The following is an 18,436-nucleotide window of genomic DNA, read 5'->3' on the forward strand; positions in this document are numbered from 1 at the left end:
CTGCAATGATTCCATCGCGGTGCTGCGCCGGCCGGCGGGCGCCGGGGTGGTCGGGGCGGGGTTCACGTCCGGGGTCCCGGTCCCGGGTCGGCGATCCGGTGGGTGGTGTCGCGCACGGTGCCGACGAATTGTTCGACGAGGTCCTCGAGCGCGACGATGCCGATGACCCTGCCGTGCTCGTCGACGACTCCGCCGAGGTGGGAACTGGTGCGCCGCAGCAGCGACAGGGCGTCGTCGAGGGGGGCGTCGACCGGCACCGGCGGCAACGGCCGGATCTCCGCGGTCGCGATGATCGTGTCCGGTCCCGCGGACTCGTCGCGGACGAGGTCGAGCACGTCCTTCAGGTGCAGATAGCCGGCCAGTTCCCCGGCCGGGGTCTCCGCCGGGTACCGGGAGTAGCCGGTCTCGATGACGGCCCGCTCGACGGCCCCGAGGGTGGTGCCGGCCGGGCCGAGCGGAACGGTGCGGACCCCGGACAGGGGGATCGTCACGTCGGCGACGGTTCGTCCGCTCGTCGCGAGTGCCTTGGTCAGGCGCCGGTGTTCCTCCTCGTCCAGCAGCCCCTCGGAGCGGGACTCACCGATCATCTCGGACAGTTCGATCTCGGTGACGGTGACGTCGAGTTCGTCCTTCGGTTCCACCCGCAGCAACCGCAGGCTGACGTTGGCGCACAGGTTGTAGAAGGCGATCAGCGGCCGGGCCACCTTCATGAACAGCAGGTGTGCCGGCACGAGCAGCATCGCCGACCGCTCCGGTCCGGCGATGGCGATGTTCTTCGGGACCATCTCGCCGAGCAGGATGTGCAGCACCACCACGATCGCGAGGGCGAGCGCGAAGCCGATCGGGTGCAGCAGGGAGTCCGGGACGCCGAGCGCATGCATGGGTTGTTCGATCAGGTGGGCGATCGCCGGTTCGCCGACGCGGCCGAGCAGGATCGAGCAGATGGTGATGCCGAGCTGGGACCCGGCGAGCATCAGCGACAGGTGCTCGCCCGCGTCGATGACGGTCCGTGCCCTCTTCTTGCCCTGCCCGACGAGGGTTTCGAGCCGGTCGCGGCGGGCGGTGATGAGGGCGAACTCGGCGCCGACGAAGAAGGCGTTGCCGGCGAGCAGCAGGACGGTGAGCAGCACCGCGAGCCAGTCGTTCATCGCCGGTCCCCCCTCTCGTCGTCCGGTGCGTGGTCGTCCTCGCCGGCGGGCTCGTCGACGGGGACGAGCAGGACCCGGTCGATGCGGTGCCCGTCCATCTCGAGGACGTGGGCACGCCACCGGTGATGGGCGTCGCCGGGCCGGTGCGGCAGCAGCACCTCGTCGCCGGATGCGGGGATCTCCCCGAGCTCGGTGAGGATCAGGCCGCCGAGGGTCTCGTACTCGCCGTCCGGGGCGAGGTATCCCGTCAGGTGGGCCACCTCGTCGATGCGGAGCAGCCCGGAGCAGGACCAGCCCTGCTCGACGCGCTGCGCCTCGGGCTCGGGTTCGTCGTGCTCGTCGCGGACGTCGCCGACGATCTCCTCGATCAGGTCCTCCATGGTGACGATGCCGGCGGTACCGCCGTACTCGTCGACGACGAGCGCGACCTGCATGCCGTCGGAGCGGACCCGTTCCATGACCGCGTCACCGTCGAGGGTGGACGGCACGACGGGCACCTGCCGGGCGAGGGTGCGCAGCTGGGTGTGGGCGCGGCGCCGGGCGGGCACGGTGAACGCGTGCTTGACGTGCACGACGCCGACGGTGGCGTCGAGATCGCCGTCGACGACGGGGAAGCGGGAGTAGCCGGTGCGTGACGAGGCGTCGATGAGGTCGAGGACGGTGTCGTGGACGTCGAGTGACTCGATGGTCACGCGGGGGGTCATGAGGTCCTCGGCGGTGCGTTCCCCGAAGCGCAGCGAGCGCCCGACCAGCAGCGCCGTGTTCTCGTCGAGGGCGCCGCGTTCCGCCGAGGCCCGGACCAGGGAACCGAGTTCCTCCGGGGAGCGCGCCGAGCGCAGTTCCTCGGCCGGTTCGATGCCCAATCGCCGCACGATCCGGTTGGCGGCGCCGTTGAGCCCGACGATGGCCCACTTGAAGACCAGCGAGAAGCCGGCCTGCAGGCCCGCGGTGGCGCGGGCGGTGGCCAGGGGCCGCGCGATGGCGAGGTTCTTCGGCACGAGCTCACCGAAGATCATCGAGAACGACGTGGCGATGATCAGCGCCAGGGCCAGGGAGATGCCGGAGGCCACGCCGGCGCCGAGCCCGGCCGCGCGCAGCAGCGGGTCGAGAAACCGGGCGAGGACCGGTTCGGCGAGGTAGCCGGTGATCAGGGTGGTGATGGTGATGCCGAGCTGGGCGCCGGAGAGCTGGAAGGACAGGGTGCGGTGGGCGTGCTGCACCTGTCGCGCGCGCAGGTCGCCGTCGCGGGCGTGGGCGTCGACGGTGCTGCGTTCGAGGGCGGTCAGGGAGAATTCGGCCGCCACGAACACGGCGGTGCCCGCGGTGAGGGCGATGAAGCCGACCAGGCTGAGAATGGACAGGAAGACGGACATCAGCACCGTCCCGGTGCCGACCGGGAGCTCCGCTCCGGTGCCGACCGGGAGCTCCGCTCCGGTGCCGAATGGAAGCTGCGCTCCGGTGTCGAGTAGGTCCCGCCGGGTTTGTCACCCGGCTCGCTAGGGGAGCCCTCCGAACCGGCGGAGTCGGACTCCGCGTCGGCCGCGGTGGCCAGGGGTCCTGTCGAAGTGGTGGTGGGTGCCGCGGGCACCGGGTTCCTCTCGTCGGGCCCGATCATCGAAAAGGGGCGGGCGTTTCACGGTGAGGCCTCATTCTACGGGCCGTGTCCGGCTCCGCAGCGGCGGCGCGGTCACCAACCGGTGGGCAGGGGCCGTCCCTCGGCGAAGCCGGCCGCCGACTGGACCCCGAGCACGGCCCGCTCGTGCAGGTCCTCGAGGGTGCGGGCGCCGGCGTAGGTGCAGGTGCTGCGCACCCCGGAGCAGATGTGGTCGATCAGGTCCTCCACGCCCGGCCGTTGCGGGTCGATGCGGATCCGGGAGGTGGAGATGCCCTCCTCGAACAGGGCCTTGCGGGCGCGGTCGAAGGCGGAGTCGTCGACGGTGCGTGCGGCCACCGCGCGCTTGGAGGCCATGCCGAAGCTCTCCTTGTAGGGGTGTCCGGTCTCGTCGTAGCGCAGCTCGCCGGGGGATTCGTAGGTGCCGGCGAACCAGGACCCGATCATGACGTTGGCGGCGCCGGCGGCGACGGCGAGCGCGACGTCGCGGGGGTGACGCACACCGCCGTCGGCCCACACGTGCGCGCCGAGGTCGCGGGCGGTGTGGGCGCATTCGGCGACGGCGGAGAACTGGGGGCGCCCGACGCCGGTCATCATGCGGGTGGTGCACATGGCGCCGGGGCCGACGCCGACCTTGACGATGTCCGCGCCGGCGTCGAGCAGTTCGCGGGTGCCGGCGGCGGAGACGACGTTGCCGGCGACGAGCGGGACGGGCAGATCGAGCGCCTTGATCCGCTTCAGGGCGTCGAGCATCTTCTCCTGGTGCCCGTGCGCGGTGTCGAGGACGAGCAGGTCGACGCCGGCGTCGACCAGTCCGGCGGCCTTGGCGGCGACGTCGCCGTTGACGCCGACGGCGGCACCGATGCGCAGGGCGCCGTCGGCGTCGACGGCCGGGCTGTAGATGCCGGCGCGGACGGCGCCGGTGCGGGTCAGGACCCCGGCGAGGGTGCCGTCGTCGTGGGTGAGGACAACCAACGGGTCGTGCTTGGCCTCGAGCAGCGCGAACGCCTCCCGCGGGGACGAGCCGACGGGGGCGGTGGCGAAGTCGCGGATGGCGACCGACCGCAGCCGCGCGAACCGGTCCACCTCGCGGCAGGACGCCTCGGTGACGACGCCGACGGGGCGGCGGTTCTCGTCGACCACCACGACGGCGCGGTGGGCGCGTTTGGGCAGCAGGGCGAGGGCGTCGGAGACGGAGTCCTCGGGGCCGAGGGTGACGGGGGTGTCGGCGACGAGGTGGCGGCTCTTGACGAACGCGACGGTCTCGGCGGCGGTGCCGGCCGGCAGGTCCTGGGGGAGCACGACGAGCCCGCCGCGGCGGGCGACGGTCTCGGCCATGCGGCGGCCGGACACGGCGGTCATGTTGGCGACCACGATGGGGATGGTGGTGCCGGAGCCGTCGACCGTGGACAGGTCCACGTCGAACCGGGATGCGACGGCGGATCGGTCCGGGACGAGGAACACGTCGTCGTACGTCAGGTCGTACGGGGGCTGGTGACCGTCGAGGAAGCGCACCCGGCGAATGTTACGCGCCGGCGCCGGCGGGTGCGGTGAGCCGGGCCTGGCTGCGTGAGAGCGCCACCGTGGCGATCAGCATCACGCCGACCGAGGCGACGACGAGGGCGAGTCCCGGGCCGTCCACCCGGAGCCGTTCGTCGAGGACGGTCATGCCGAGGAAGACGGCGGCGAGGGGCTCGCCGATGGTGACGGCCGGCAGGGATGCGGCGAGCGGGCCGGCTTGGAAGGCGCGTTGCTGCAGGTAGACGCCGAGGAGGCCGGCGGTGACCAGGGCCCAGGTCTGCCAGGCGCCGACCACGGGCCGCAGGCCGTGCTCGAACAGGTCGGTGACGTACTTGGTGAACGCCACCGCCACCCCGTAGAGCAGGCCGCTGGCCGCGCCGAGGGCCAGCGCCCGGGTGCCGCGGTCGCGGCCGAACAGCCCGATCGCGGTGGCGGCGAGCACGACGGCGCACACCACGCCGAGCGGGAGCACCCACTCGTGCCCGGGGGCGTCGATCTCCCCGGCGGTGGGGTCGCCGACGACGAGGAACACGACGAGAGCCGCGCACAGTGCCGCCGCGGTCAGCCAGGTGGGACGGGTGATGCGAGACCCGGAGAACGCCGCGGACAGGGGGAGGGCGAACAGCAGCGACGACACCAGCAGCGGCTGGACCACCAGGACCGGCCCGAGGGCGAGCGCGGCGACCTGCAGCAGGTAGCCGCCGCCGTCACCGAGTACCCCGGCCCACCAGCGGGGGCTGCGGATCAGGGCGGCGACGAGGGACTCGCCGGCGGGGACGGCTTCGGCGGAGCGCTGCTGGGCGACGCTGGCCGCCGCGAACAGGATCGCGGCGGCCAGCGCGCACACGACGGACGCCGTGACGGTGCCGCTCATGGGCACAAACTATGCCCTACGTCGGCGTCGGTGCGGGCGCGGTCAGGCGCGGATCTCGCTGCGGTCGCCGCTCCAGAGGGTGTGGAACTTGCCGTCGGCGTCGATGCGCTCGTAGGTGTGGGCGCCGAAGAAGTCGCGCTGGCCCTGGGTGAGGGCCGCGGGCAGACGTTCGGCGCGCAGCCCGTCGTAGTACGACAGCGACGAGGCGAACGCGGGGACGGGGATGCCGAGCATGGTGGCGGTGGCCACGACGCGGCGCCAGCTGTCGATGCCGGCTTCGATGGCCTCGCGGAAGTAGGGGGCGAGGATCAGGCTGGGCAGCTGCGGGTCGGCGTCGTAGGCCTCCTTGATGCGGTTGAGGAACTGGGCGCGGATGATGCAGCCGCCGCGCCAGATGGTGGCCAGGGCGGCGCGGTCGACGTTCCAGCCGTATTCGGCGCTGCCGGCGGCGATCTGGTCGAAGCCCTGGGCGTAGGCGACGATCTTCGACGCGTACAGGGCGCGGCGGATGTCCTCGGTGAACTGTGTGGCGTCGGCGGGCTTGTCGCCGAGGGCGCCGGAGGCCAGGCCGCGGGCCGCCGCGCGCTGGGTGCGGGAGCCGGACAGGGCGCGGGCGAAGACGGCCTCGGCGATGCCGGTGACCGGGACGCCGAGGTCGAGGGCGGACTTGACGGTCCAGCGGCCGGTGCCCTTCTGCTCGGCGGCGTCGACGATGACGTCGACGAGGGGCTTGCCGGTGGTGGCGTCGGTCTGGCGCAGGACGTCGGCGGTGATCTCGATCAGGTAGGACTCGAGGGTGCCGGTGTTCCACTCGGAGAACACGTCGGCGATCGTCGTGGCGTCGTAGCCGAGGGCGTCGCGCAGCAGGTTGTAGGCCTCGCCGATGAGCTGCATGTCGGCGTACTCGATGCCGTTGTGCACCATCTTCACGAAATGGCCGGAGCCGTCGGGGCCGATGTGGGTGCAGCACGGGGTGCCGTCGACGTGGGCGGAGATGGACTCGAGAAGGGGGCCGAGGGCCTCGTAGGACTCCGTGGGGCCACCGGGCATGATCGACGGCCCGTTGAGGGCGCCTTCCTCGCCGCCGGAGATGCCGGCGCCGACGAAGTGCAGGCCGCGTTCGCGCAGTGCGGCTTCGCGGCGGATGGTGTCGGTGTAGAGGGCGTTGCCGCCGTCGATGATGATGTCGCCGGGTTCCATCGCGTTCGCGAGTTCCTCGATGACCGCGTCGGTGGCCTCGCCGGCCTTGACCATGATGAGCACCCGGCGCGGCTTCTGCAGGGCGGCGACGAACTCTTCGATGGTTTCGGTGCGCACGAAGTCGCCGTCGTCGCCGTGGGCTTCGAGCAGGGCGTCGGTCTTGGCGACACTGCGGTTGTGCAGCGCGACGGTGTGGCCGTGGCGGGCGAAGTTACGGGCGATGTTCGATCCCATGACGGCCAGGCCGGTCACGCCGATCTGGGCGCGGGGATTCTCGGTGCGTTCGACGGTCATGGGTACAGCTTCCCCCGAACCCGGACGGGATCGAAATCGGGGGCGTGCTACGGGTGGGGCCGGCGCCGGTTCACCAGGCGCGCAGCAGGCGGCCGAGTTCGGTCAGCCACGGCACGGCGACCGCGATGGTGGGCACGACGAGGATCGCGACGGCGGCGGCGTACGCGATGACGGCGGTGCGCAGGTCCGGTCCGGGTTCGGCGAGGCGTTTGACCCGCAGCAGCGTGGAGGGGCCACCGACGGCGAGGGCGCCCTGGGGGGTGCGGGCGCCGGCGCAGGCCACCAGGGCCCGGGCCAGCGGGGTGGGTCCGGTGACGCGCACGGCGGAGTCGTCGGCGAGCATCTCGACGAGCAGCTGCACCGAGCCGAGCGCCGACTTGGACCGCACCCAGCGGGGGAACGCCTCGTAGACGGCGGTGAACGCCTCGAGCACGAGGTCGTGCCGGGCCCGCAGGTGCGAGTGCTCGTGGCCGAGGACGGCGCGGATCTCGTCGTCGCCGAGGTGGTCGAGGGTGCCTTCGCTGAGCACGACCCGGTGCCGCAGGCCCGGCAGGCAGTAGGCGACGGGTTCGGCGGTGTCGAGGACGCGCACGTAGGACAGCTGGCGTACCGACGCGCCGCTGTCGCGCCGGTCGAGCAGGTCGACGAGCATGCGGTGCCGGGCCCGGCGGCGGCGGGTTCGGACGCCGACCCGCAGAATCGAATACATCAACCGTGCACCGATCAGCAGGGTGAGGGCGAAGACCACCACGTAGGTCAGCCACAGGGGCAGGCCCAGCGCGTCGATCTCCTGCAGCGGGGCGGTGGTGGGGCGGCCGTCCTCGCCGGGGACGAGCAGCAGCGACGCGATGGCCAGGCCGGAACTGAACGCGGACAGCACGGCCGCGAGGGCCACCGCCTGCCACAGCACCAGGGCGGCGCGGGGGTTGCGGTACGGCCAGGTGGCACGGCTGAGCAGGGCCGGTACCGGTCCTGCCAGCAGCAGCGCAAGGATGCCGAAGACCAGCGCAGTGGTCGCGTTCATGGCACCGAGTGTGCCAGTCAGCTCGCCCGACCGGTACCCGGGTCGGCGACGGCGGGACGGGCGTGCCCTTCCTCCTCGGCCTCGAGGGCGGCGAGGGCCTCGCGCAGCGCGGCGGCCTCGTCGGGATTGACACGCCCGATGAAGTGGACGAGGGCGGCGACCCGGCCGGCGGACTCGTCGGCCTGATCCAGGGCGTCGACCATGAGGCTGGCGACGAGTTCTTCGCGGCCGTGCACCGGCACGTAACGGTGGGCGCGGTCGTCGCGCTGCTGGATGACGAGGTTCTTCTTCGCGAGGCGCTGGAGAACGGTCATGACGGTGGTGTACGCGAGGGAGCGCCGGGCGGCGAGGGCCTCGTGGACCTGCCGGACGGTCTGGGGTTCGGTGGAGGACCACAGGTGGTCCATCACTGCGCGTTCGAGTTCTCCGAGTGCTGCCATGACACGAGTTTACCGGGTCTCCGACGTACGTGTCGTACTACCCGAAGTAGTACGTGTTCTCGTGGCCGCCGGGCCGCCCGCGGTGCCGACGACGTGGCGGGTGCCGATCGGCACGATCAGCGGCCGGTCCGAGACCGGATCGTCGATCACCGCGGCGTCGAGCGCGAAGACCTCCCGCAGCAACTCCTCGGTGATCACCTCCGCCGGCGCCCCCGACCGCACGATCCGCCCGTCCTTCATCACCACGAGATGGTCGCTGTAGCGGATCGCGAGATTCAGATCGTGCAACACCATCACCACGGTGCGCCCCAGCTCCGAGTGCAGGCGGTCGACGAGGTCGAGCACCTCCACCGAATGCGCCAGATCCAGATAGGTGGTCGGCTCGTCGAGCAGCAGGATGTCGGTGCCCTGCGCCAGCGCCATCGAGATCCACGCCCGCTGCCGCTGCCCGCCCGAGAGCTGATCGACCGGGCGGTCGGCCAGATCCGCGATGCCGGTGCGTTCCAGCGCGACGGCGACCTCGCCCTCGTCGTCGGCGGACCACTGGCGCAGCCACGACTGGTGCGGATGCCGTCCGCGTGCGACGAGGTCGGCGACGGTCAGGCCCTCCGGCGCGACGGGGGCCTGCGGCAGCATCCCCAGCACCCGCGCGACGTCGCGGGTGCGCATCGAGGAGATCGCGTGCCCGTCGAGGAGCACGGTGCCGCGACGCGGGCGCAGCAGCCGGCCCAGGGCCCGCAGCAGGGTGGACTTGCCGCAACCGTTGGGACCGATCACCGTGGTGATCACGCCGGTGGGCACGGTGAGATCCAGGTCGTCGACGACGAGCCGGTCGCCGTAGCCCAGGGCCAGGTGCTCGGCGACGAGCCGCGGCGCCGCGGCCGCCGCCGGTTGGGCTGCGGGCGCGCCGATGTCGCGGGAGATGCCGGTCATACGGAGACCTTTCGGTTGGAGCGCACGAGCAGGTACAGCAGGAACGGGCCGCCGAGCGCGGAGGTGACCAGCCCGACGGGCAGGGCCACCGGCAGCACCGTCCGGGCGAGGATGTCGGCCGCGACGACGAGCGCCGCCCCGGTCAGGGCCGAGGCGATCAGCGGCGGGCCGGGGGAGCGGACCAGCCGCAACGCGACCTGAGGGGCGGCCAATGCGACGAACCCAATGGGGCCGGCCGCCGCGGTGGCGATCCCGGCCAGCGCGCACGCGGAGAGCAGCAGCACCGCCCGCTGGGTCTGCAGCCGCACCCCGAGCGAGCGGGCGGTGTCGTCCCCGAGCCGCAGCGCGCCCATCGTGAACGCGCCGGTGACGAGCCAGCCGCCGAGCACGGCGAGCGCGAGCGCCGTGGGCACCACCTGGGACCACCCGGCACCGTTGAGCGACCCGGTGAGCCACACCTGGGCCTGCGAGACGTCGTTGATGTCGGCCGAGACGAGCATCCAGTTGGTCAGCGCGACGAACAGGGCGTTGGCGCCGATGCCGATCAGCACCAGCCGGAAGCCCTCGACGCCGCCGCGCCAGGCCAGCACGTACACCGCCGCCGCGGTGAGCAGGCCCCCCAGCAGCGCCGCGAGCGGCAGGCCGAGCGCGCCGAGCGCCCCGCCGAGCACTCCGGACCCGGTGGCGACGATCAGGGCGACGGCGGCCGCGCTCGCCCCGGCCGTGATGCCCAGAATGTCGGGGCTGGCCAGGGGATTGCGCGAGACCGTCTGGGTCAGCGCCCCGGAGACGGCCAGGGCCGCGCCGACGAGCACCGCCGCCAGGCCACGGGGCAGCCGCAACTCGAGCACGATGAACCGGTCGAGCTGTTCCCCGCCGCCGGCCAGGACGGCGAGCACCTGCGGCACCGACAACGGATAGTCGCCCCGGCCGAGGCCCACGCACAGCAGCAGGAACGTCGCCACCACCAGCGCCAGGCACACGACCACCATGCGCGGGCGCCACACGAGCGAGACCGGGCCGAGCCGCAGGGCCGGACGGGACGGGACCGTCGGCCGGTCCGGTGCGGGGTGCGTCGTCGCGGGCGCGGTCACAGCGCCACCAGCCGGCGCCGGCGGACCAGGGCGATGAAGAACGGCGCCCCCATCAGCGCGAGCACGATGCCGACCTGCAGTTCGCCGGGCCGCACGACGATCCGGCCGATCACGTCGGCGAGGACGAGCAGCGCGCCGCCGAGCAGGCCCGAATAGGGGACCAGCCAGCGATAGTCGGGTCCGGTGACGGCCCGCGCCACGTGCGGGACCACGAGCCCGATGAACGCGATCGGCCCGCACGCCGCCGTGGCCGCGCCGGTGAGCAGGGTGATGGCGACGATGCCGACGGTGCGGGCCGCGACGACGTTCGTGCCGAGGGAGCGGGCCACGTCCTCGCCGAGTCCGAGGACGTTGAGGCCGGGCGTGTTGGCCACCGCGATGACGAGCCCGGCCGCGAGGAACGGCAGCACCTGCCACAGCACCTCGAGGTCGCGTCCGGCGACGGAGCCGACGATCCAGAACCGGTATCCGTCGAGGGTGGTCTGGTCGAGCAGCACCACCGCATGCGTCATGGCCTGCAGGAAGAAGGCGACGGCGGCGCCGGCCAGGGCCAGGCTCAGCGGCCCGGCGCGGCCACCGCCGAGGGAGGACAGCCCGAAGACCACGACGCTGGCGGCGAGGGACCCGGCGAAGGCGAACCACAGGTACTGGGCGGGGGTGGACATGCCCAGCAGGTAGATCGAGAGCACCACCAGGAACGCGGCGCCCGCGTTGAGGCCGAGCAGTCCCGCGTCGGCCAGCGGATTGCGGGTGTGGCCCTGGATGAGGGCGCCGGCGACGCCGAGTGCGATGCCGACCACGAGTCCGAGGACCGTGCGCGGGATCCGCAGGGTGTGCACGATGACGTCGGTGTCGGAGCCGTCGTCGACGGTCAGCGCGTGGACGACCTCGGCGATGGTCATCGGTCGCGCGCCGACGGCGATCCCGGCGAGCAGCACCACCCCCAGGACGCCGCCGATGGCGAGCAGGCCGAGGAGCCGGCGACGGCGGAGCGCCGCGAGGCTCGTGTCGGCGGCGCGGGGGGTGAAGCCCGCGGCGGCGGCGACGCGGTCGGTGACGACCTCGGTGCCGCGCCGCAGCAGGCTGCGCCGCGTGCCGGCCGGGCCGCCGTCCGCGGCGTCGCGCGTGATCAGGCCGGTCCACTGCTTGCCGAGGCTGCACCCGGTGCTGCCCTCGCGGTGCCCGCGGTTCCACCATTGCAGGCCGACGGTGGCGGCCAGTGCGGTGCCCCCGAAGACGACCCGGTCGGTCTGCCCGCCGCCGTTGGCGTCGGCGAGTGCCTGCACGAGCAGCAGGCCGATGCCGGCGGGAACGGCGAGCAGGGCCAGGTCGAGGGCCTCGGCGACGAGGCGTCGGGCCAGGGAGGGAGGTACAGCGGCGGAGGCCGGTGTGTCCGGGGGGCGGAGGGTGGTCACAGGGGCGGGCTCCTCGGGGGACGCGAACTCGGCCGAACGGAGGTTAGGTTACCGAACCCTATCTTCCGGGTTGCATCCGCCGGCCCGTAATGTAATGGTTAGGCTTACCTAACCACAGCAGCTCGCCGATCAGGAGGTGTGGATGACAACCCTGCTGCCACCCCGATCCACCGCAGCGCAGGTCCGCGCGTTCGTGGACACGGACGCCCGCCTGCGCCTGCTGACGCCGCACGCCCCGCGCGTCTACGCCGTCGCCCGCATCGACGACGAGCCGCGCCGCCGCTGGTGGCGGCTCGCCGACGCCGAGCGGGACCGGCGGATCGCGCTGCTCCACGCCCGCGCGCTCGAGGATGTCGCCGACCCGCGGATCGCCGCCGACCAGGTGGCCGGCGCCCTCGTCCACGTCGTCGCGGGCCGGGTGCTCGCCCCCTACCTGCTCGAGGCGCGCTGCTGGGACCCCGGACTCGACAACCTGTGGATCCACCAGGACAGCGACGGAGGCATCGACTGGGCCGCGGTCGCCGACGACACCCTGCGCGTGTTGCCCGACGATCCCGCGGCCGCCGACGACACGGTCGTCGTGCTGCCGTGCGAGGAGGCGCTCGCGCGGTGGACCGCCCACCGGGCCGGCACCGCGCTGCATGCCGCGCACGCCTCGCTGGCACTGTGCGCCCCCACCGACGCGCTGCGGTTCTGGTCCCTCCTGGGCCGCGCCGTCGTGGCGGGTGCGGCCCAGATTCCCCTGCTGGCCGGCACCTCCCGCTCCGTCGCGGCGCGTCGCGGCCAGCTTCTGCTGGATGCGTTCCTGACGCTGGGCCTGCCGGTCCGAGGGCTTGCCAAATTAGGCAAGCCTTCCCTATAGTCGAGAGTGTTGCGACCGCCGGACCGCGCCGGAGTCCTGAGGGCTGCAGAGACTCCCGGTCCTTCCCGCGGCGGGCCTCGCGTCCACGACGCGAGGCCCGCCGGCTCGTCCCGGCACTGCGTGCCACCGGCGATGTCCTAGCATCCCTTCCAGACCCGGCGACCGCCGCCGGGCCCGCGCCAGGGAGCTGGCACGACCCGGACGGAGTGACACATGACCGATCTGCCCACGCAGGAGCACCTGACCGACCCCGCGGCCGTCACCGAACAGCACAACAACGGCTTCGGCTCCGTCCTCGGCCTCGAGTTCACCGAACTCGGCCCGGACCGGGTCCGCGCACACTGGACCGTCACCCCGACCCAGCACCAGCCGTTCGGCATCGTCCACGGCGGCGTCTACTGCGCGGTCGTCGAGTCCGTCGCCAGCTTTGCCGGCAGCATCTGGCTTGGCGACCGCGGCAAGGTGGTGGGGGTCAACAACAACACCGACTTCATCCGCGCCACCCGCGAGGGTGTGCTCACCGCCACCGCCACCCCCATCCAGCGCGGGCGCAGCCAGCAGCTGTGGCAGGTCGCCATCACCGACGAACAGGACCGCACCGTCGCCCACGGGCAGGTGCGCCTCGCCAACATCCTCGATCCCGACGCCCTGGGGGGCTGACCACAGCGGTGGGGCCGCCGGAACCGGCCTCAGCCCGCGGCGCGGCGGCGGCCGCGACTCAGCCCGCGGCGCGGCGGCGGCCGCGTCTCAGCCCGCGGCGCGGCGGCTGCCGCGTCTCAGCCCGCGGCGCGGCGGCTGCCGCGTTCGGCCTCCTCGGTGTGCCGCTGCAGCCGATCGATCGCGTTGCGGGCGAACACCTGCTGCTCCGTCGAGGCCATCTCGTTGCGGCCCCGGGTCAGGAACGTCGTGGCCCACGACAGCAGGGTTGACAGCTTGTTCGAGAACCCCACCAGGTACAGCAGGTGGATCCCCAGCCAGGCCACCCAGCCGACGAACCCGCTGATCTCGAGCTTGCCGACCTTCGCGACCGCGCTGAACCGGCTGATCGTGGCCATCGAACCCTTGTCGAAGTACTTGAACGGCTTGCGTTCGGCCGGACTGTGACCGGACAGGCCCGCCACGATCTGCCGCGCCGCGTACTTACCGCCCTGCATCGCCACCTGCGCCAGGCCGGGCAGCTTGTCCAACGACATCATGTCGCCGATGACGAACACGTTCGGGTGACCGGGCAGCGACAGGTCCGGATTCACCTGGACCCGGCCCGCCCGGTCGACCTCGGCGCCGGACTGCTCGGCGAGCTGCCGGCCCAGCGGGCTCGCCGACACGCCCGCTGACCACACTTTGCACTGCGATTCGATCCGGCGCTCGGTGCCGTCCTTCTCCCTGATCGTCAGGCCCGTCGCGTCCACGTCGATGACCATCGCGTTGAGCTGGATCTCCACGCCGAGCTTCTCGAGGGTCTGACGGGCCTTGGCGCTGAGCTTGCCCCCGTACACCGGCAGCACGTCCGGTGCCCCGTCGAGCAGCACCACCCGCGCCGACGACGGATCGATGGTGCGGAACGCGCCCCGGAGCGTGTGATGGGACAGCTCCGCGATCTGCCCGGCGAGTTCCACCCCCGTGGGGCCCGCCCCGACCACCACGAACGTGAGCAGCCGCCGCTGCTCGGCCGGATCCTCGGACAGTTCCGCCTGCTCGAACGCCCCGAGGATCCGGCCGCGCAGCTCGAGCGCGTCGTCGATCGTCTTCATGCCGGGCGCGAACTCGGCGAACTGGTCGTTGCCGAAATACGACTGCCCGGCACCGGCGGCGACGATCAGGCTGTCGAACGGCGTCACCGTCTCGTGCTCGAGGAACCGGGACGTGACGGTCTGCTGCGTCAGATCGATCGACTCGACGTCGCCGAGCAGCACCTGCGCGTTCTTCTGCTTGCGCAGCACCAGGCGGGTCGGGGGCGCGATGTCGCCCACCGACAGGATGCCCGTCGCCACCTGGTACAGCAGCGGCTGGAAGAGGTGGTGCGTGGTCCGAGCGACGACGGTGACGTCCACGTCGGCACGTGCGAGGGCCTTGGTGGCGAACAGGCCCCCGAATCCGGATCCGATCACCACGACATGGTGACGACGTGGCTCAACCGACTGGATGCTCATTCCGTGCTCCTCGATGTCTCGGGTCGACCGGGCAACCGGTGGCGGGACGAGCGACGGGGCTCCCGCGCCGCCCCCAGTCTGTCAGCAATACCCGCTCACCACAGGCTTACGCGTCCCGCCACCGGCCGGCCCCGCGCGCCGGGCCTCACTCGCGCCGGTCGAGCAGCCCGTAGACCGGATTGTGCCGCGCGGCGTGCCGGACCGCGTCGTCCGTCGCCGACGTATAGATCTGCACGGTCTGCAGCGACCGGTGTCCGAGCAACTGCTGCAGTTCCACCATCGTCGCGCCGCCGTCGGCCAGACTGGTGGCGAAGGTGTGCCGCAGCGCGTGCGCGAGGGCGCCCCGCTTGCGCTCACCCTCGATGCCCGCCATCCGGTACATCCGCCGCACCCGGTACTGCAGCGTGCCGCGGGTGATGCGCCGGCCGTCGGCGCCGACGAACAACGGATCGGACGGGGGATAGCGCTCCCACACCGCCGGCGTCTCGTCGTCGCCGCGCCGGGACCGCTGGGACGGGGGGAACCGCGTGTAGCGCTCCTCGAGGTACCCGGAGACGATCGCCGTCCAGCTCTCCTCGAGCGGAATCCGCCGTTCCACCGATCCCTTGCCCATCACCCGCAGCACGGGCGCCTCGGTGCCGCCGAGAACGCTGCCGAGATCGAGGCGGATCAGCTCCTCCGAGCGGATGCCGGTCAGCAACAGGGTCGCGATGAGCGCCAGATCGCGCTGAGGCCACTCCCGGCCCGAGGCGGCGGGGCGCTGCGCCTCGACGGTGAGGGTGTCGACGAGTTGACCGATCGCCTTGGGCGTGAACGACTTCGGGGTGTGCTGCGGCCGCTTCGGCTGGGCGATCGACGCCATCGGGTTGCCCTCCGACACCCCCTCGGAGACGAGGAAGTTGCAGAAGCTGTTCCACACCGACCAGGCCCGCCGCACCGACGCCGGTTGCCGCTCCCGCGCGAACGCGGCGAACGCCGAGCGCATCGCCCGGATCGTGATGTCCTGCACGCACAGGTCCTCCGGGGCGACCGAGAGCTTGACGCCGAGTTCCTCGCACACCGCCTGCAGATCCAGTCGGTACGCCTTGACGGTGTGCGCCGACCGCTTCGCCGTCTGCAACGTCTCGAGATACGCGGCGACCCAGTCCAGCAACCCCGGATCCACCCGGCTCGTCATGCCCCTCCTCACGTACCGGTCGTACACCTGTGCGATACCAGTGTGACATCCGGGACCGACGGGAACGGTGTGACAACAGGAAAGGGGAGTGGAGACCCGAGGCGGGGCGCGGGTGCCGGACTCCTATCGGGGCACGGACCTGCCGAGCCGGTGCGGTCCCGGCCCCTGCGCTCCCAGCACGTCGCCGGGGTTGGCCAGCGGACACGAGGCCAGGCTCAGGCAGCCGCAACCGATGCAGTCGGTGAAACTGTCCCGCAGGGCGGTGAGCGCCTCGATCCGCTCGGTGAGCCGGTCGTGCCACTGCCGCGACAGCCGGGCCCAGTCCGCGGCGGTGGGCACCCGGCTGTCCGGCAACGAATCGAGCGCCTCCCGGATCTCGTCGAGGGAGACTCCGACGCCCTGGGCGACCCGGATGAACGCCAGGCGACGCAGCGTGTCGCGCCGGTAGGTGCGCCGGTTCCCGGAGGTGCGCCTGCTGTCGATCAGGCCGCGGGCCTCGTAGTAGTGCAGCGCGGACACCGCCACCCCGGAGCGGGCGGACAGCTCGCCCGGGGTCAACCACACGCTCGGCCGCATCGACGTCCCTCCCGTACCCCGGGCCGGCCCGGCGGAACCGACCATACCTGTCGAACCCGAATCTACGTCGACGCGGAAGGGGGTGCCGTGCGGGGAGAGGTCCGGGACGGGAGGGGGTGGGCGAGACGTATCGCCGCCCGGGGACGAGCGCGAGGGTTGCCTTCCCGGCGCTCGCCCGCACGGCGGGCCGGTTCGTCGCGCCCGGGGCGCAAGGGAGGACGGCGACCCCGGGATTGCCCACACGGCGGCGTTCCGCCGGCATCCGGGGAGCGTACCCGCCGCGACCTCTGCCGCGCATGATGGATAACGGTGATTATCCATCATAATCGTTATTATAAATGGCGAGGAGTGCGGCGCCGACCCCGACGAGAGGATCGACGCGGTGCGCCGTGGGGCCGGGCATGCCGGCCGGTCGCCGGCGGCGCGGGACATTCCCGGCCGTCGGGGTGCTCGGGCATCGGGGAGGAGGCCTCGTCCATGCCGAACGTCGCGCGCCGCAGGGGCGTCGGGACGGGTCCGTGCGGTATATCTTCACGGCAGGTCGGATCGTCTGCGAGATGTCGTGATCCCGTATGTGGCGATCGGCCGTCGCGCCGAAGAACGTCGCAGCAGCGCACCGGCCGTTCCATGGGGCGGCCCGCCGTTCCCGCCGTTCCCGGCGTTGCCGAGGCGGCGGGCGTCGCTGCCGGAGCGGATCCAATCCGCCGTCGGCTCGATCACCTCCGCCGTCGCGACGCGGGGCGTCGACCACCTCGGCACTGTATTCGATCCCGGCTGGGGAGTTCTCCGATCCGTTAGTTGACATAATGTGGATTATCGGCAATACGAGTACCGGCCTCGACCAGCCTTTTCGCCGACGCGGGATCCGGTCGGGTGTCGAGAATGTCGCGGGCCTGCCCGTCGTGACGACGTTCACCTGCTCGGCTTTCGGCGTCGCGGCGCAACGTCGGGCACTTTGTATCGCGGGCTCGCTGCCGAACCGCGCCGCCCAGAGCCCGGACGTGCCTGCCGCCGAGCGGCCGGATGCCACCCCGGGATCAGCAATCGACCACGTGCTCCGGCGTGGCGTGCCCTCGCCCCCCTGCGGGCCTCTCGCGAAGGAATTCGTCACAGTGACGATTGCTGGGGTGAATCCCGGTCAGCGTCCCTCAGCGGTCGCCGGGTCGGCAACGCCGCAGCTGGCCGGACAGGTAGCGCTTGGCGCGGCGATGTCCACCCGCGCTGTCGAATTCGAGGTTCAACTCGGTCAGCAGCGTTGCCAGCAGACTCGCCTGAGGGGTCCATCCGTGTCGGTGTCGGCACTGTGCGAGCCAGTCGATCGGGCCCATGTGTCCGCGATCCGCGTTGCACCGCGGGCACGCGGCAGCCTCGTTGACGGCGATGCTGGGACCGCCTTTGACTCGCGGCATGAGGTGTTCGGTGGTCGGTGGTACCAAGGGGCCCGAACCGTCTGCCGCACCACAGGCATCGGCCGCCCTGACGGTCGACAGCGAGCACGAGTCTGGCGGCACGGTCCACTCGTCGATGGTAACCAGCGGCGCTGCCGACACCGCCGGCCTCGAACCGCCTCCCCTCCCCTCGCGCCGCACAAAATTCATCGACCCTGATACGTCACTGTGACAAAAATCGGACTGGGAGGGGTCGACCGGCGGCGCTCGAAGGGACGATCGACTCTCGCTGCCCTGGTGTCGATCCCGTTAGGCTTTCCGGACATTCGCCGAAGGAGGACTTTCGTGAGCGGCCATGAAGTGAAGATGATCGTGCTGTCGACCGACGATCTCGACGAGTCGATCAAGTTCTACAGCGAGACCCTGGGCATGGCGTTGAAGTTCCGCGACGGCGCTCATTTCGCGGCCCTCGACGGTGGCGGGGTCACCCTCGCACTCGCGACCGCAATCGACCATCCGATCCACGGCCAGGTGGTCGTCGGCATCAAGACCGCCGACGTGGACGCCGCCGCGAAGGCCATCGAAGAAGCCGGCGGCGGCATCGTGAAGGGCCCGTACGACGACGCGCACGAGCGCCGCGCCGTGGTGTACGACAACAAGGGCAACGGGTTGGTCTTCTACAGCCCGCTCGGGCGGTGATCGGTCGCAGACCCCACGTCCCCGCCGCG

At 72.1% G+C, this 18,436-nt stretch carries 16 protein-coding genes; 3 read left to right on the plus strand and 13 right to left on the minus strand.

Annotated features, from left to right (window positions below; translation table 11 throughout):
• Positions 1-62 precede the first annotated feature (62 nt).
• From OCS65_RS14925 to OCS65_RS14970, 10 genes are all read right to left on the minus strand, one after another.
• Positions 63-1,148 carry a hemolysin family protein gene (locus tag OCS65_RS14925; protein WP_029543826.1) on the minus strand — a complete coding sequence of 362 codons (1,086 nt, stop codon included), beginning with the start codon at positions 1,146-1,148 and terminating at the stop codon, positions 63-65.
• Positions 1,145-2,521 carry a hemolysin family protein gene (locus tag OCS65_RS14930; protein WP_029543823.1) on the minus strand — a complete coding sequence of 459 codons (1,377 nt, stop codon included), beginning with the start codon at positions 2,519-2,521 and terminating at the stop codon, positions 1,145-1,147. The genes OCS65_RS14925 and OCS65_RS14930 overlap by 4 nt, the downstream gene beginning before the upstream one ends.
• Before the next feature lie 314 nt (positions 2,522-2,835).
• A complete protein-coding gene (locus tag OCS65_RS14935; protein ID WP_006936796.1) occupies positions 2,836-4,275 on the minus strand; it encodes a GuaB1 family IMP dehydrogenase-related protein in 1,440 nt (479 codons plus the stop codon).
• 10 nt (positions 4,276-4,285) lie between these two features.
• Entirely contained in the window at positions 4,286-5,155 is an 870-nt protein-coding gene (locus OCS65_RS14940; protein WP_029543820.1) for a DMT family transporter, read from the minus strand.
• A gap of 42 nt (positions 5,156-5,197) precedes the next feature.
• Positions 5,198-6,649 carry an NADP-dependent phosphogluconate dehydrogenase gene (gene gndA, locus OCS65_RS14945; RefSeq protein WP_029543818.1) on the minus strand — a complete coding sequence of 484 codons (1,452 nt, stop codon included), beginning with the start codon at positions 6,647-6,649 and terminating at the stop codon, positions 5,198-5,200.
• Positions 6,650-6,719: 70 nt separating this feature from the next.
• Positions 6,720-7,673, minus strand: coding sequence for a M56 family metallopeptidase (locus tag OCS65_RS14950; RefSeq protein WP_006936800.1), 954 nt, complete (start codon positions 7,671-7,673; stop codon positions 6,720-6,722).
• Positions 7,674-7,690: 17 nt separating this feature from the next.
• Positions 7,691-8,113 carry a BlaI/MecI/CopY family transcriptional regulator gene (locus OCS65_RS14955; RefSeq protein WP_006936801.1) on the minus strand — a complete coding sequence of 141 codons (423 nt, stop codon included), beginning with the start codon at positions 8,111-8,113 and terminating at the stop codon, positions 7,691-7,693.
• A 9-nt stretch (positions 8,114-8,122) separates the two neighbouring features.
• Positions 8,123-9,046 (minus strand): ABC transporter ATP-binding protein, encoded by a 924-nt coding sequence (locus tag OCS65_RS14960; RefSeq protein WP_050035281.1) that lies wholly within the window; start codon positions 9,044-9,046, stop codon positions 8,123-8,125.
• Positions 9,043-10,140: a FecCD family ABC transporter permease gene (locus OCS65_RS14965; protein ID WP_006936803.1), complete on the minus strand. Its 1,098-nt coding sequence runs from the start codon at positions 10,138-10,140 to the stop codon at positions 9,043-9,045. The genes OCS65_RS14960 and OCS65_RS14965 overlap by 4 nt, the downstream gene beginning before the upstream one ends.
• A complete protein-coding gene (locus OCS65_RS14970; RefSeq protein WP_029543814.1) occupies positions 10,137-11,555 on the minus strand; it encodes a FecCD family ABC transporter permease in 1,419 nt (472 codons plus the stop codon). Before OCS65_RS14970 ends, OCS65_RS14965 begins: the two co-directional genes overlap by 4 nt.
• A 142-nt stretch (positions 11,556-11,697) precedes the next feature.
• On the opposite strand from OCS65_RS14970, the gene OCS65_RS14975 reads away from it, so the two are divergent.
• Positions 11,698-12,417 carry a hypothetical protein gene (locus tag OCS65_RS14975; protein ID WP_006936805.1) on the plus strand — a complete coding sequence of 240 codons (720 nt, stop codon included), beginning with the start codon at positions 11,698-11,700 and terminating at the stop codon, positions 12,415-12,417.
• Positions 12,418-12,630: 213 nt separating this feature from the next.
• Positions 12,631-13,077, plus strand: coding sequence for a PaaI family thioesterase (locus OCS65_RS14980; RefSeq protein ID WP_006936807.1), 447 nt, complete (start codon positions 12,631-12,633; stop codon positions 13,075-13,077).
• A 116-nt stretch (positions 13,078-13,193) separates the two neighbouring features.
• On the opposite strand, the gene OCS65_RS14985 is transcribed toward OCS65_RS14980, so the two are convergent.
• The 3 genes from OCS65_RS14985 to soxR all read right to left on the minus strand — a co-directional run bounded on the left by OCS65_RS14985 (position 13,194) and on the right by soxR (position 16,320).
• Positions 13,194-14,567 carry an NAD(P)/FAD-dependent oxidoreductase gene (locus tag OCS65_RS14985; RefSeq protein WP_251549273.1) on the minus strand — a complete coding sequence of 458 codons (1,374 nt, stop codon included), beginning with the start codon at positions 14,565-14,567 and terminating at the stop codon, positions 13,194-13,196.
• A gap of 145 nt (positions 14,568-14,712) precedes the next feature.
• Positions 14,713-15,744 (minus strand): tyrosine-type recombinase/integrase, encoded by a 1,032-nt coding sequence (locus OCS65_RS14990; RefSeq protein WP_006936819.1) that lies wholly within the window; start codon positions 15,742-15,744, stop codon positions 14,713-14,715.
• 123 nt (positions 15,745-15,867) lie between these two features.
• Positions 15,868-16,320, minus strand: a complete 453-nt coding sequence (gene soxR, locus OCS65_RS14995; protein WP_006936821.1) for a redox-sensitive transcriptional activator SoxR — start codon at positions 16,318-16,320, stop codon at positions 15,868-15,870.
• Between the two features lie 1,733 nt (positions 16,321-18,053).
• Here soxR and OCS65_RS15000 point away from each other — a divergent pair.
• Positions 18,054-18,407: a VOC family protein gene (locus OCS65_RS15000; protein ID WP_006936832.1), complete on the plus strand. Its 354-nt coding sequence runs from the start codon at positions 18,054-18,056 to the stop codon at positions 18,405-18,407.
• Positions 18,408-18,436 lie beyond the last annotated feature (29 nt).

The sequence above is a fragment of the Rhodococcus aetherivorans genome, from assembly GCF_025722975.1.
GTDB classification, from domain to species: Bacteria; Actinomycetota; Actinomycetes; order Mycobacteriales; family Mycobacteriaceae; genus Rhodococcus; species Rhodococcus aetherivorans.